Here is a 14,106-nt window from a genome sequence, read left to right as displayed (position 1 = left end):
CGGCGCGCTATTCAGTGGACACTACCTGTCACAGAAACGGGCTTAATGACGTAGCCCGGAATGATCGTGTCCTTGCACGTAATACGCGAGAGAATTTCCTTGAGCATCTCAAGATCCTCACTGGTGGAGATGATGATCTGCTGATCGACGCGCTGATGAGTTGCAGCCCGCTCGAGCAGGCTTCCAAAGCTGACTCGCGACGACGACTGCTGGCGGGGTTCGTCGAGCAGCAACATGCCCGGATGATGAGTTGGATGCCGGTGACTCAACTCCAAGAGTCCAAGCTGATAAGCCCACTTTAGCCGAATTGCGTCACTCGCTGACGTCTCGAACCCGATCTCGTAGCCTTCTTTTTGTGGCCGATAGGTGTCCTCGTCGATTGTCAGTTCGCTTGCATCGAATGTCGAGAAGCCAAATTCCCGGGCTAGCTGTCGCAGGAGCGCAGTAAGCGTGTCGAACTTGCTTCGATCCAGGGGGCTCATTTTGTCCTTGGGCAAATCCGCCACGGCCAGGAGCAGGTCGCCAAAGGCGCTTGCCAATGTCTGCATCCGCGCGACCGTATCATCGAAAGTCGCCTGGATTGTCTCCAACTCGCGGATTCGTGCCTCGGTCCTCACCCGCTCTTCAATAGCGACAGCGGATGGATTGCCCGTCGGGGCGATAAGATCGGTGCGAACGGTTCTAATGCGGCTGTAAAGTTCGTTGAGATCGCGATCGACTTGCGCAGTCCGAATCTCGATCTTGGACATCTCCTCCTGCTCACGCTTCAAAATGTCGTCGAACATTTTCATCTGCGAGCGAATGTACTCAATATTGTCCTCGATCGGCATAATCGCCGTCAGGACTTTTTGGGACATTAGGGAATCGACTAGCGCTTGCTCACAGGTTGGACAGTAATCGGGCGTCAGCGATCTGGCAGTGCCAGAATAACGCTGGAACTTCTGGACGTCTTGATTTTTTTGCATGTCGTCAGCCAAGGATCGGATCCGGCGCTCCAATGAGCCGATGTCCGCCTCCTTCAACTGCTTGGCTTTGTGGACCTCAATGCGAGCACGGTTGACGCCCTCGACCTCCTTTCCGAGGGCCTCCAGTTGGCGCTCTAGATGGTCGACCGAAGTCCCGACGGCCGGCACCGGCACCCCGTTAAGTTCGGCGACGCGCCCCCGCAGTTGCGCCAACATATCCTTCAGCGAAACCCACGATCCCTTTTCCGCAATCAGCACATGCCCTTTTGCGAGTTCGTTCGGCACGATGGTCGGCCGTTGAGGCAGCGCATCGGTCTTACCGCCGCTGCGACGCGCGTAGCGGTCTATCTCGTCCCAGAGATTTCGCCAGTCTCTCGCATTTTGGTCGATGCGCTCTTGCAGGCGTTGTCGCTCGAGTTCGAGCTTATGGATGTTGAGATCCATGATGAATTCGACGGCCCGCTTCTGGACCTCCCGGATTCTCAAATAAGTTGGGATAGCGGCTGGGATAGAGGACCATCCGGCCTTCTGTTCCACCCAGAAAAGCGGGAAGATCGTTTCGAGATAGAGCTTACCTTCAGGGCTGTCGTAGCGCCGAACAATTGGCAGCTGCCACCCAAGGAAATCCTCCAGGAAGCGGTGGAATCCGTCTTCCCGTTGCGCAGCCCCTGCGTCCAGAACGAAAAAATCGCGTCGCTCCGGACGCGCCTCAGGATCCGTAAGAGTCGGGCCAAAATCCACGCTAATCAGTCGATTATCGACACCGGCCTTCTTAACGGGGCGATGGACGGTAACGATGGTGCCGGCCCCATTTTGGATTTCCAGCGACACGCCCGATTCTAAGATCGTCGCGGTCGTTTCGTCGTCGTTCCTCAAAAAGGAGGTCATGGCATGAGGCAATGGCACTTCACGACGCGGACTGAGCATCTTTTCCAGCCCCAAGGCATAGAGCATCCCCTGCATGCAGGTGGATTTTCCCTTGGTGTTGTCGGCCCAGATTACGTTCAGACCTAGCTCAAAGCCAATGTCCGTCCCGTAAAGTCCTGCGGAGGTCATCGCGCGCATGCGCAAATGCCGAAGGCGCAGCGTCACAATAGATCCTCCATTCGCCAGATCTTTGTCAGTTGAGCTTCTGTGAGCTTCTTGGTGACTTCAGCCAGAAAAGCACGCTCTTCCTTGAACACGCTCTTGTCAGCATCGAGCGCCGCCGCCACCTCTCTGCCCTTCTCGGTCAGCCCAACCGACTTGCCCTTAGTGACGTCGACAAATCCAAGACCGTGGGCGTAGGAGACTGCCCGGTTCAGCCACGGCTCGACCCGCACCGAGATATCTGTGGTGCGTAGACGTCCAGCCATCAGCGCGCGGACGTCTTCCCGCCCTTCCTGGGTTCGTATCGCATGCGCCAAGAACTGCAGCTTTGGGAAACTTCCCTTTTTGCCGCGGGCATAGAAAAGGCTGAGCAGCAGAACACCAATCCCCCACGACATCCTGAGGTCGCCCGCGACCGGCTCTGGCCTCGCGGTGAAGGAGAACGTCGCCCCTTCGATCGCCTGACGGAAGAAATTGTCAGCTGCCATTGGACGGGAAATCCAGCGGACAGCGCATGATCCAGTCCGACAAAGTTCCGAGCGCGATGTCCTCCGCGTTCGCTTGAGATAGCGTGGGTGCAGCGTCCTTGATCGCGTTGATTAGAGTATTGAGCTCGGTGTTCATGATGTTGTTTGGAGCCGGGCCGCCTTGCGGTCCGACATAGCTTAGGCGCCGGGCGCGCCCAGAGATGGCAGCAACGACCTTTTCATGGAGATCGGGCGCGCTTGAGCGCAAGGCGTCGACGAGCGCGTTGCCCTTCAAGAAAAGCTCCACCCCGCTGACTACGGCATCCTGGACGCCTCCCGGGGCTGTGCGTTTGGAGAGCTTCTTAGTGGCATTGGCCAGGAGGTTCGGGGATCCCGCCTGCCACTCTTCCAGTTCCTTTTGGGTCGGCGCTTGGACGCTCAGGGACAGGTTGGTCAGGGCGGAAATGGCGGCGCTCAAGGCCGCTCCTGGAAAGGCACCCTGATCGTGAACACACACCTCAAAATCGGTGTCGAGGTGCGCAAGCTGCAGCGCCCTCGTATCCGTCGTCTTCTTTGCACAGTGAAGATTGACGTCTTTGCTATCGTGCAGGGGAACAAGAAGAATCCATTTTTTCACGGGTACGCCGAGGAACAGCTGTGATACCTCGACTGCGCCATCCACCAATTTCCTCAGGTCCGTGGTGATCTTGTTCTTTTGCCGAGTGGCACGAGCAACAACGTCGACGGGTTCCTCAACCGCGAAGCATTGGTAGATGACGGATGCTGCGGTGCAGTAGAAATCGATGCCGAAATCACCCCGATGGGTGGCGGGCACTTTCTGAACATTCAAAATGCCATGGCGCACCTGCAACAGGCTTAGCGCAAAGGACTCCCAGTCGTCGGGATTCCATTGCTGCACAACATTGACCACGCCCCCTCCGCACGGTCACCCCAGGTTAAGCTTCCACTTATGCACGAAATTGACGCGCTTTCAACATGGCCGGAAGCGGTCGCCGGCACGCCTGGCGACAAAGTCTGATCCTTCCTGAGTTGTTGATCGCAGCGGTCTGCTCCGAAGCCGCGTCGCGTGAACGAGGGGATGGTCTGGGGAGTGAGCTGCCGGAAAGCGGACCATTCGCGCGGCAGCAATGGGTCAAGGCTTCCCTTCAAACTCTACAGCGGAAGGGCAGGAACGGGTCGAGACTGTGTGAAAACGACCGACGCCCGTGCGCCTGTAGAAGGATTTCCTATACATGGAGTGATGGCATGGGCCGAGATCATGCGCCCATCTACGCACGGGCCATCTCGGGGAAAATCCTACTGTGCTGTCCAGGCGAAATGCCGTTTTCACACATGGGGTAATCGCGGGAGCGTTCCCCCTCGGGCCGGAGTGACGCGGCCTACAATGGAAGCGGTGGTTGTTCCCCGGCAGGATGAAGTTGCGGGCTCACGACTGGACGCCGGGCCCATGCATCGAGCGGAGAACAACCATGGGTGAGTATATCGGTCTCGACGTGTCCCTGAAAGAGACGGCGCTCAGCGTGCGGCGGGACGGCAAGCGTGTTTGGCGCGGCAGGTGCGCTTCCGATCCTGCCGTCATTGCCAGGGTGCTGCGCAAGCATGCGCCCGAAGCCCAACGGATCGTATTTGAGACGGGTCCTTTGTCAGTTTGGTTCTACCACGCGCTGCGCGCCGAAGGCTTGCCAGCGATCTGCATCGACGCGCGCCATGCCAAGGCCGCGCTCGACATGGCCGCCAACAAAACCGACGCCAACGATGCCGACGGGCTGGCCCATCTGGCCGAGGTCGGCTTCTTCCGCGAAGTGCGGGTGAAGGGATACGACAGCCTGCTCGTGCGAACGCTTGTCGCCGCGCGCAGCAAGCTCGTGCAGGTGACGACCGAGCTATCCAATCAGATCCGCGGCCTGATGAAGACGTTCGGCTTGATCGTGCCGGGCGCAAAGGGCGGATCGTTCGAGGCGGAGGTTCGACGTCTCCTGTCGGGCGATCACGGTCTGGCTCGCGTCATCCTTCCGCTGCTTGAGGCCTGGAACGCGGTTCGCCGTCGAGCAGCGGAGCTCGGACGCCAGCTTCTGGCCGGTGCACGGCAGAGCCAAGCCTGCCAGCGGCTGATGGCGATTCCCGGGATCGGGGCGATCACCGCGACCGCCTTCGTGACCGCGATCGAGGATCCCGCCAACTTCCGATCGTCCCGCTCCGTCGCCGCCTGGTTCGGGTTGACGACGCGGCGCTATCAGTCGGGCGAGGTCGACTATGACGGGCATATCTCCCGGAGAGGAGACGCCCATATGCGAGGGCTTCTCTACGAGGCGGCGACCGTTCTCCTGACGCGTAGCCAGGTGGACAGCGACCTGCGAGCCTGGGGACTGAAGCTGCGCGAGCGGCTCGGCTTCAAGCGCGCCGCCGTGGCGGTCGCGCGCAAGCTGGCCGTCGTCATGCACGCCATGCTGAAGTCCGGCCACTCCTACCGTGCGAAGGCTGCCATGGCCTGATCCCAGAACACCCCAGCTTGTCGCGTCCCGAAGGCGCGTCGAGGCGTCCCTGCCGGGACGTGGGCGAACCATTCCGCCTAGGCTGTTGCACCGTGAGATCCAGACCGGTCCATCGAGTGCGCTTCACACATCGGAAGGTTCATCCTGCGAAGCCCCATCATGCGGCGGCTCATGCCGACCGCGAAGACGACCGTGCTCCCGGCAAACGACGGCCCGACAATCCAAAAAGGACTTGCTTTATGCGAGGCGATTAGACGACAGCCTCGGTCGGAAGCCGCCCTTGGCATGGTCAAGCTGATTGGGTTTTGACCCTAGAGCTCGAAGCTCACGCCCTGCGCCAGCGGCAGGCTCTTGCCGTAATTGATGGTGTTGGTGGCCCGGCGCATATAGGCCTTCCAGGAATCCGAACCGGCCTCGCGGCCGCCGCCGGTCGCCTTCTCGCCCCCGAAGGCGCCGCCGATCTCGGCGCCGGAGGGGCCGATATTGACGTTGGCGATGCCGCAATCGGAGCCCGCCACCGACAGAAAAATCTCGGCCTCGGACAGATCCCGGGTGAAGATCGAGGAGGAGAGACCGGCCGCCACCGCATTCTGCGCCGCGATCGCCTCGTCCAGCTCCCGGTAGGGTACCACGTAGAGGATGGGCGCGAAGGTCTCCCGCAGCATCGGGCCGGCCTGGGTTCGCATCTCGACGAGGGCCGGGCGGAGATAGGCCGCCGCATCGCCGCGGATGTCGGACAGGCGCTCCCCGCCCTGAATCGTCGCCCCCAGCGCCCTCGCCTCGTCGAGGGCTCGCGCCATTCCGTCCGCCGCCGAAAGGTCGATGAGCGGGCCGACGAGGGTGGCGGGATCGCGCGGATCGCCGATCCGCACCGACGCATAGGCCGTGCGCAGGCGCGGCAGAAAGGCGTCGTAGATGCTCTCCTGCACGAACAGGCGCCGCAGCGTCGTGCAGCGCTGGCCCGCGGTGCCCATGGCCGCGAAGGCGACGGCACGCAGCGCGAGGTCGAGATCGGCGGAAGCGGCGACGATCGCGGCGTTGTTGCCGCCGAGTTCGAGGATGGCCCGGGCGAAGCGCGCGGCGAGCACCGGGGCCACCTGCCGGCCCATGGCGGTCGATCCCGTCGCCGAGACCAGGGGAATGCGCGGATCGGCGGCGAGCCGCTCGCCGAGGGAGCGCCCGCCGATCAGCACCTGCAGCAGGCCCTCCGGCGCCTCGGCGCCGAAGCGCTTGAGCGCCCGCCCGGCGATCGCCTGCACGGCGAGCGCGGTCAGCGGCGTCTTCTCGGACGGCTTCCACAGCACCGGATCGCCGCAGACGAGGGCGAGCGCCGCGTTCCACGACCACACCGCCACGGGGAAGTTGAAGGCCGTGATGACGCCGCAGGGCCCGAGCGGATGCCAGACCTCCATCATCCGGTGGTCGGGCCGCTCGGTCGCGATGGTGAGGCCGTGAAGCTGGCGCGAGAGACCGACCGCGAAATCGCAGATGTCGATCATCTCCTGCACCTCGCCGAGGCCCTCGGAGAGGATTTTTCCCGTCTCCAGCATCACCAGCCGGCCGAGATCGGCCTTGGCGGCGCGCAGCTCCTCGCCGAGGAGCCGCACCAGCTCGCCGCGACGGGGCGCCGGGACGCGGCGCCAGGCCAGAAATACCTCGGCGGCGCGGCCGATCGCGGCCTCAGCCTCCGCATCGGTGGTCTCGTGCAGATGCCCGATGGTGAGGCCGTCGATGGGCGAGCGGGCCGGGACGCCGCCCTCGCCCGTGAAGGGCGCCGGGATACCGAGCCGCTCCAGGACGGCCAGCAAGTCGTCGCGGACGGAGAGGACGGTCGGGGCCATGCGGTCTCCTGTGCGTCGGTTCGGGAGCGGGCCGTTCGCGAAAGGCAGCGCGCGGCGTCCCCTCCCGGAGGGGGGGCGCCGCACGGGCGGGTCAGGCCGCCTTCTGCTTCGGGCTGATCAGCTTGCGGTTGATCAGCACCTCGGCGATCTGGACGGTGTTGAGCGCTGCGCCCTTGCGCAGGTTGTCGGACACGCACCAGAAGGACAGGCCGTTCTCGACCGTGATGTCCTCGCGGATGCGCGACACGTAGGTGGCGTCCTCGCCCGCCGCCTCGTGCGGGGTGATGTAGCCGCCCGGCTCGCGCTTGTCGTCGACGAGCACGCCCGGCGCCGAGCGCAGGATCTCGCGCGCCTCCTCGGCACTGATCGGCCGCTCGAACTCCACGTTCACCGCCTCCGAATGGCCGATGAACACCGGCACGCGCACGCAGGTCGCCGTCAGCTTGATCTTGGGATCGAGCATCTTCTTCGTCTCGGCCACCATCTTCCACTCTTCCTTGGTGGAGCCGTCCTCCATGAAGACGTCGATGTGCGGGATGACGTTGAAGGCGATCCGCTTGGTGAACTTCTGGACCTTGACCTCGCCGGCGGTGAAGACCGCCCGGGTCTGGTTGAACAGCTCGTCCATCGCCTCCTTGCCGGCCCCCGAGACCGACTGGTAGGTCGCCACCACGACCCGCTTGATGGTGGCGGCGTCGTGCAGGGGCTTGAGGGCCACGACGAGCTGAGCGGTCGAGCAGTTCGGGTTGGCGATGATGTTCTTCTTCGAGAAGCCGACCACCGCGTCCGCGTTCACCTCGGGCACGATCAGCGGCACGTCGGAATCGTAGCGGAACGCCGACGAGTTATCGATGACGACGCAGCCCTGGCTGCCGATGCGCGGCGACCATTCCTTGGAGGTCTCGCCGCCGGCCGACATCAGGCAGATGTCCGTGTCGGAGAAATCGTACTGATCGAGGGCCTGGACCTTCAGCGTCTTGTCGCCGAAGGACACCTCCTGGCCGAGGCTGCGGCGCGAGGCGAGCGCCACCACCGTGTCGGCCGGGAAGGCGCGCTCCGCCAGGATGTCGAGCATCTCCCGGCCCACATTGCCGGTGGCTCCGACGACGGCAACCTTGTAACCCATCTCATCTTCTCCAGTTCGGCGAAAGAATCCTCCCCGGAGATCGCGATCGGGCTTCGCTGAAGGAGCCCGGCCTCCGTCCGCCGCGGACGGGGAGGGATCCGAGGACGACGCGAGGCTTCAGCCGGCGGTGACCGCCGTCAGGGCTTTCGGTTTCGTCGTAATCGACACGGCACGCATGGCGCGGTCTAAAGTCCCCGGACGGTGCGCCCACAGGAGATGGGGAGCACGGCCGGGCGCAGCAACAGCGCGCGCCGGGCGATCTGTCAAGGGCCGGGGCGCTGCGCCGGCAACAGAATCGGCCGGTCGTCAGCGGTCAGGACCGATTCACCATGATCGGCACGAGCCGTGGACAATTGCCCGCCGCCAACCGGATGGCGAGGCGGCTGCGGTTGCATGGGTGCGCGGCCATCCGTTCCCGGCCGCTTCACGCATTCGGAGGCCCCGTGCCGCTGCGGGATTTCGATGACGCGGCCCTGATGCGGGCCGGACGCGCGCTGGCCCGCGATCTCGGGCCGGCCGATCCGGTGGTGCCGCGGCCGCTGCCCCGGGCTGTCCGGCGGCGCAGCTGGCATCCGCTGCGCAGGAGCATCGGCGCCGCCGCGGTGATCGCGCTCATCAGCATCCTGGCGAGCGAGCGCCGGGACGTGCCGCCGGAGGCGGCTGCCCCGCTCGCCCCGCCCCCCGCCTGGGAGGCGGCCGCGCCGGACCGCTACCGCCTCGACGGCGCCGAGGAAGCCCGGGCGACGGCGCGGCGCCGGCCGGGCCTCGGCCTGCGGGAGGACAGCCTCGCGCTTGGCACCTTCGGGGCCGTGGAGACGCTGTTCCTGCGGATCACCCTCGCGGATGCGCCCGACCCGGAGACGAGCCTGTTCGTGAGCCTCGCGCGCCGGGCCGCCGAGCACGATGGCCTGGCGGTGATCAAGACCGGCGACCGCGGTCAGGTCGACAGCCGCTTCGGCCCGGTCGAGACCCTTGAGGCGACGCTCTCGGGGGAAGAGGGCAGGCGGGTCTGCACGGCCTTCCGCGTCATCGACGCCACGGTGCGGCTCGACGGCTGGCTCTGCGCGCCCCTCGGCCTACTGCCTGAGCCCGTGGCGGTCGGCTGTGCCATCGACCGGCTCACCGCCAGGCCCAACGTCCTCCTGCCCGCCGCCTTGGTCGACCTCCTCACGCGGCCCGCGCGCCCGGTCTGCGCGCCGCCCGAGCCGGTGGCGGCATTGGTGCCGCGCAAGTCGCGCGATCGGAAGAATGCGGCGAAAGTGCGACAATCGGCCCAAGCGTGGCAGGATCCCGGAACCACGGCCGCGCTCGGGCGTCATCCTGGGACAAGCCGCTGACCTTTCCTTATCACCTCGCCGCTAAGGTCGCGGCGACACAATCGAGGTTCCGCCAATGCGCATGTTCCGACCGGCCCTGCTCGGGCTCCTCTCACTCGCGGCGCTCGGCGCCGGCACCGCCGTCTCGGAGGCGCAGGACAGCTACGTCATCCGCAGCTATCGCGGCGGGCAGGGCCTCGCGATCCGCGTGCGGCCGCGCAGCTGGCTCGATGCCGGCAACGTGGTCGAGCCGAATTCGGGCGCGGTCTCCAACCCGGCGACGAACCCGCATTTCATCACGGCGTCCTATCTGAGCTCGCCGCCCTATATCGCCAACCGCGAGCGCTGGGGCGGGGCCGGCGTCCTGCCCGACCCGATCACCAACGGCCCGTTCATCGGCGCCCGCCGCGCCGCCGTCACGGTCGACCTCTCGGGCATCGACTATCTCGACCCGACCTCGCCGCTCGCCCGCGGCTACTGACTGGTAGTGCCATCCGCTCCGCGGCTACTGACCGGTAGTGTCATCCGCGATGCAGCGACGGGCCCCGTTCGGGGCCCGTTCCGTTTCCGCATCCCGGCGAGCCTATTCTCATTCCGGCCGCGACGGCTTAAATGACGATGGGTCCCTTGCCCGCTCCCCACCGCAGAAGGCCGATTCGTTGAAGAAAGCGTTCGTCAAATCCTACGGCTGCCAGATGAATGTCTACGACGCGGCCCGGATGGTGGATCTGCTCGGCCGCGAGGGCTTCACGGAAACGGCCGTGATAGAGGAGGCGGACGTCGTCGTCCTCAACACCTGTCACATCCGCGAGAAGGCGGCCGAGAAGGTCTATTCCGAACTCGGCCGGGTGCGCGACCTCAAGGGCGAGCGGGCGGAGGCCGGCCGCGAGACGACGATCGTCGTGGCGGGCTGCGTGGCGCAGGCCGAGGGCCGCGAGATCATCCACCGGGCGCCCGCCGTGGACGTGGTGGTCGGCCCGCAGAGCTACCACCGCCTGCCCGACCTGCTGCGCCGCGCCCGGGCCGAGAAGGTCGTCGACACCGAGTTTCCGATCGACGACAAGTTCGACCACCTGCCGCCGCGCCGCATCGCCGGCGTCTCCTCCTTCCTCACCGTGCAGGAGGGCTGCGACAAGTTCTGCGCCTTCTGCGTCGTGCCCTACACGCGGGGCGCCGAGGTCTCGCGGCCGGTCGCCAAGGTGCTGGCGGAGGCCGAGCGGCTGGCGGCCGGCGGCGCCCGCGAACTCACGCTCATCGGCCAGAACGTCAACGCCTATCACGGCGAGGGCCCGGACGGGGCGACCTGGTCGCTCGGGCGCCTGCTGCGGCGGCTCGCCGAGGTGCCGGGCATCGCCCGGCTGCGCTATACGACGAGCCACCCGCGGGACATGGACGACGACCTCATCGCCGCCCATCGGGATTGTCCGGCGCTGATGCCCTATCTGCACCTGCCGGTTCAGTCGGGCTCCGACCGCGTCCTCGCGGCCATGAACCGCAAGCACGACGCCGAGACCTACCTGCGCCTGATCGACCGCATCCGCACGGCGCGGCCCGACATCGCCCTCTCGTCCGACTTCATCGTCGGCTTTCCGGGCGAGACGGATGCCGATCATGCGGCGACGATGCGGCTCGTCGCCGAGGTCGGCTTCGCCAGCGCCTTCTCGTTCAAGTACAGCCCGCGTCCCGGGACGCCTGCGGCCGAGAGCGCCGACGCGGTTCCGGAGGCGGTCAAGCGCGAGAGGCTCGCGGAGCTGCAGGCGCTCCTGGAGGAGCAGAACCGCGCCTTCAACCGCGCCACGATCGGGCGCACGGTCGAGGTGCTGTTCGAGAAGCCGGGCCGCCATCCCGGGCAGGTCGCCGGCAAGTCGCCCTATCTCCAGGCGGTGCAGATCGAGGCCGATCCGGCCGTGATCGGCACGGTGCTTCCGGTGCGCCTCACCCGGCCTGGGTCCAACAGCCTGTTCGGGGAACGGGCGGAGGCGGCGCCGGCCGCCGCAGCTTGAGGGGCGAGCGCGTGCGACCGGGAGAGGCTTCGGGACGCGGCGGACGGACACGCGAGGCGGCGGCGCGGCCGGTCGCGGGCCTGAGCGAGGCCGCTGAGATCGCCATCACCTTCGACGACAATCGCCTCGCAAGCCTCGTCTTCGGCCAGTACGACCAGAACGTCGCCCATCTGGAGCGGCGGCTCGACGTCCTGGCGACGGCCCTCGGCAACCACGTGGTGGTCAAGGGCACGCCGGACGCCGCCGAGCGGGCGCGGCTCGTGCTCGAGACGCTCTATGCGCGGGTGCGCGACGGAGGCGGCATGCCGATGACGCTCGGCGACGTCGACGGCGTCATCCAGGAGGTGTCCCTGCAGGGCAACCTGTTCCCGGCCGCCGAGGCGCCCGCGAATGGCGAGCGCGCGCAGTTCGAGCAGATCGCTACCCGCCGCCGCGGCGCCGTGCGCGCCCGCAACGCCGCGCAGGACGCCTACATCAAGGCGCTGCGCGCCAACGAACTCGTCTTCGCCGAGGGGCCGGCCGGTACCGGCAAGACCTGGCTCGCCGTGGGCCATGCGGTCTCGCTCCTGGAGCAGGGGCATGCCGAGCGCCTGATCCTGTCGCGCCCGGCCGTCGAGGCGGGCGAGCGGCTCGGCTTCCTGCCGGGCGACATGCGCGAGAAGGTCGATCCCTATCTCCGCCCGATCTACGACGCCCTCTACGACTTCATGGAGGCGCGCCACGTCGACCGGGGTCTGCAGACCGGCATGATCGAGATCGCGCCGCTCGCCTTCATGCGCGGGCGCACGCTCACGAACGCGGTGGTGTTGCTCGACGAGGCGCAGAACACCACATCCATGCAGATGAAGATGTTCCTGACCCGGCTCGGCGAGAACTCGCGCATGATCGTCACCGGCGATCCGAGCCAGATCGACCTGCTGCCGGGCCAGAAATCCGGCCTCGTCGAGGCGGTGCGCATCCTCGAAGGGGTGGAGGGCATCGGCCGCGTGATCTTCAAGGATGCGGACGTGGTCCGTCACGACCTCGTGCGCCGCATCGTCAGCGCCTACGAGGCGGATGCGCGCCTGACCGGCGAGCAGCCGGACAGCCGTCCGGCGCCCCGGCGCGGTCCCCTGCCGTGATCTCCCCTGCCAAGACCCCCCTGTCATGACAAACGAGATCGACGTGGTCGTCGAAGACGAGCGCTGGGATCGGGCCGTGCCGGATCTCGGCGGATTCGTGCGTGGCGCGGTCGAGGCGGCGCTCGCCGTCCTGCCGCCGGGCGGCCCCGTCGAGGTGAGCGTGGTGCTCACCGACGACGCCGCCGTGCAGGAGCTCAACCGCACCTGGCGGGGCAAGGACAAGCCCACCAACGTGCTCTCCTTCCCGGCCGGCCACCCGCATGGCGGCGACCTGCGGCCCCTCGGCGACGTGGTTCTTGCGTATGACACAATGCTGCGCGAGAGTGGGGAGCAGTCGAAGCCCCTCGGCCACCACCTTGCGCATCTGCTGGTTCATGGCACGCTGCACCTTCTCGGCCAGGATCACGAGACCGGCGAGGCCGAGGCCGAGGCCATGGAAGCGCTGGAAGTCGTCGCGCTCCGGCGCCTCGGCGTTCCGGATCCCTACGGCGACGCCGCGGAGTGAGTCGCGGACGCTGCAATTTCCAGACTAGAGAGACATGAGCAACGATCGAAGTCGTGGCGCCGCCGCGACCGCCCAGGCCGCCCCGGACGAGGACAGTCCGGCGCGCGAGCCGTGGTATGACCGTCTCCTCACCATTTTCCATCTGAAGCCGCGCGAGACCCCGCGCGACGAGATCACGGACGCACTGGCCGAGGCGCAGTCGGGCGACCACGCCTTCTCGCCCGTCGAGCGGGCGATGCTGAAGAACGTGCTCAGCCTGCACCGCGTCCGCGTCGACGACGTGATGGTGCCGCGGGCCGACATCGTGGCGGTGCCCGACGACATCTCGCTCGGCGAGTTGCTGAAGGTGTTCCGCACGGCCGGCCATTCGCGCCTGCCGGTCTACGGCGAGACCCTCGACGATCCCCGCGGCATGGTCCACATCCGCGATTTCGTCGATCATCTGGCAGCCCGAGCGGAGGGCGGCTCCGGCCGCGGGGTGAAGCCCGCCGCCGAGCCGCCGCCGGTGATCCAGGACGATGGCCGGGCCCGGCGGCCCCAACTCGCCCGCACCCCGAGCCTCTGCGAGGTCGACCTCAACGCCACGCTCGCCTCGACCCGCATCCTGCGGCCGGTGCTGTTCGTGCCGCCCTCCATGCCCGCCATCGATCTCCTCGTCCGCATGCAGGCGAGCCGGACTCACATGGCCCTCGTCATCGACGAGTATGGCGGCACCGACGGGCTGATCTCCATCGAGGATCTCGTCGAGGTCGTGGTGGGCGACATCGAGGACGAGCATGACGTCGCCGAGGGCCACCGGGTGCTGCGGGTCGAGGGCGAATCCGAGATCTACGTGGCGGATGCCCGCGCCAGCCTCGATGACGTGGCCGAGGCGACGGGCTTCGACATCGCGGCGGCGGTCGGCGAGATGGCCGAGGAGGTCGACACGATCGGCGGCCTCGTGGTCACCATCACGGGCCGGGTTCCCTCGCGCGGCGAGGTGATCGCGGTGCCGGGCGACTTCGAGGTCGAGGTGCTGGACGCCGATCCGCGCCGGATCAAGCGCCTGCGCCTGCACCACGGTCCGGCGAAGCTCGCCACCTCGGCCGAGCCCCTTGCCCTTCCGCCGCCCCATACCCTGAACGGCACCGGCGCCCCGGCCGATGCCGGTGCGTGACACC

At 66.6% G+C, this 14,106-nt stretch carries 12 protein-coding genes; 7 read left to right on the top strand and 5 right to left on the bottom strand.

What is annotated here, in order from left to right; genetic code table 11:
* Positions 1-11 precede the first annotated feature (11 nt).
* The 3 genes from MNOD_RS01195 to MNOD_RS01185 are packed head-to-tail and all read right to left on the bottom strand — an operon-like array spanning position 12 to position 3,452.
* Positions 12-2,057 (bottom strand): hypothetical protein, encoded by a 2,046-nt coding sequence (locus MNOD_RS01195; RefSeq protein WP_015927000.1) that lies wholly within the window; start codon positions 2,055-2,057, stop codon positions 12-14.
* Positions 2,054-2,542: a hypothetical protein gene (locus MNOD_RS01190; protein WP_015926999.1), complete on the bottom strand. Its 489-nt coding sequence runs from the start codon at positions 2,540-2,542 to the stop codon at positions 2,054-2,056. Before MNOD_RS01190 ends, MNOD_RS01195 begins: the two co-directional genes overlap by 4 nt.
* On the bottom strand, positions 2,532-3,452 hold the full coding sequence (locus tag MNOD_RS01185; RefSeq protein ID WP_015926998.1) for a hypothetical protein: 921 nt from the start codon (positions 3,450-3,452) through the stop codon (positions 2,532-2,534). The genes MNOD_RS01190 and MNOD_RS01185 overlap by 11 nt, the downstream gene beginning before the upstream one ends.
* Before the next feature lie 559 nt (positions 3,453-4,011).
* Between MNOD_RS01185 and MNOD_RS01180 the strand changes: the two genes are divergently transcribed.
* Positions 4,012-5,034, top strand: a complete 1,023-nt coding sequence (locus MNOD_RS01180; RefSeq protein ID WP_015926997.1) for an IS110-like element ISMno14 family transposase — start codon at positions 4,012-4,014, stop codon at positions 5,032-5,034.
* Positions 5,035-5,345: 311 nt separating this feature from the next.
* Here MNOD_RS01180 and amaB read toward each other — a convergent pair whose 3' ends face one another.
* Positions 5,346-6,875, bottom strand: a complete 1,530-nt coding sequence (amaB, locus tag MNOD_RS01175) for an L-piperidine-6-carboxylate dehydrogenase (RefSeq protein WP_015926996.1) — start codon at positions 6,873-6,875, stop codon at positions 5,346-5,348.
* Between the two features lie 91 nt (positions 6,876-6,966).
* Positions 6,967-8,001, bottom strand: coding sequence for an aspartate-semialdehyde dehydrogenase (locus MNOD_RS01170; RefSeq protein WP_015926995.1), 1,035 nt, complete (start codon positions 7,999-8,001; stop codon positions 6,967-6,969).
* A 443-nt stretch (positions 8,002-8,444) separates the two neighbouring features.
* On the opposite strand from MNOD_RS01170, the gene MNOD_RS01165 reads away from it, so the two are divergent.
* The 6 genes from MNOD_RS01165 (at position 8,445) to MNOD_RS01140 (ending at position 14,102) form a co-directional block, all read left to right on the top strand.
* Positions 8,445-9,338 carry a hypothetical protein gene (locus MNOD_RS01165; protein WP_085984936.1) on the top strand — a complete coding sequence of 298 codons (894 nt, stop codon included), beginning with the start codon at positions 8,445-8,447 and terminating at the stop codon, positions 9,336-9,338.
* Positions 9,339-9,393: 55 nt separating this feature from the next.
* Positions 9,394-9,798, top strand: a complete 405-nt coding sequence (locus MNOD_RS01160) for a hypothetical protein (protein WP_015926993.1) — start codon at positions 9,394-9,396, stop codon at positions 9,796-9,798.
* 178 nt (positions 9,799-9,976) lie between these two features.
* Positions 9,977-11,320, top strand: a complete 1,344-nt coding sequence (miaB, locus tag MNOD_RS01155; protein ID WP_015926992.1) for a tRNA (N6-isopentenyl adenosine(37)-C2)-methylthiotransferase MiaB — start codon at positions 9,977-9,979, stop codon at positions 11,318-11,320.
* An 11-nt stretch (positions 11,321-11,331) separates the two neighbouring features.
* A complete protein-coding gene (locus MNOD_RS01150) occupies positions 11,332-12,441 on the top strand; it encodes a PhoH family protein (RefSeq protein WP_015926991.1) in 1,110 nt (369 codons plus the stop codon).
* A 25-nt stretch (positions 12,442-12,466) separates the two neighbouring features.
* The gene (ybeY, locus tag MNOD_RS01145; protein WP_015926990.1) at positions 12,467-12,946 is read left to right on the top strand and encodes an rRNA maturation RNase YbeY; all 480 of its coding nucleotides are present in this window, start codon (positions 12,467-12,469) and stop codon (positions 12,944-12,946) included.
* A 34-nt stretch (positions 12,947-12,980) separates the two neighbouring features.
* Complete coding sequence (locus MNOD_RS01140) at positions 12,981-14,102, top strand: hemolysin family protein (protein WP_015926989.1); 1,122 nt, start codon at positions 12,981-12,983, stop codon at positions 14,100-14,102.
* Positions 14,103-14,106: the final 4 nt, after the last annotated feature.

Origin of the sequence: Methylobacterium nodulans ORS 2060, from assembly GCF_000022085.1 — a bacterium.
Taxonomy (GTDB): Bacteria; Pseudomonadota; Alphaproteobacteria; order Rhizobiales; family Beijerinckiaceae; genus Methylobacterium; species Methylobacterium nodulans.
The sequence above is the reverse complement of the archived record's forward strand: the minus strand, read 5'-3'. Positions and strand labels throughout refer to the sequence as shown.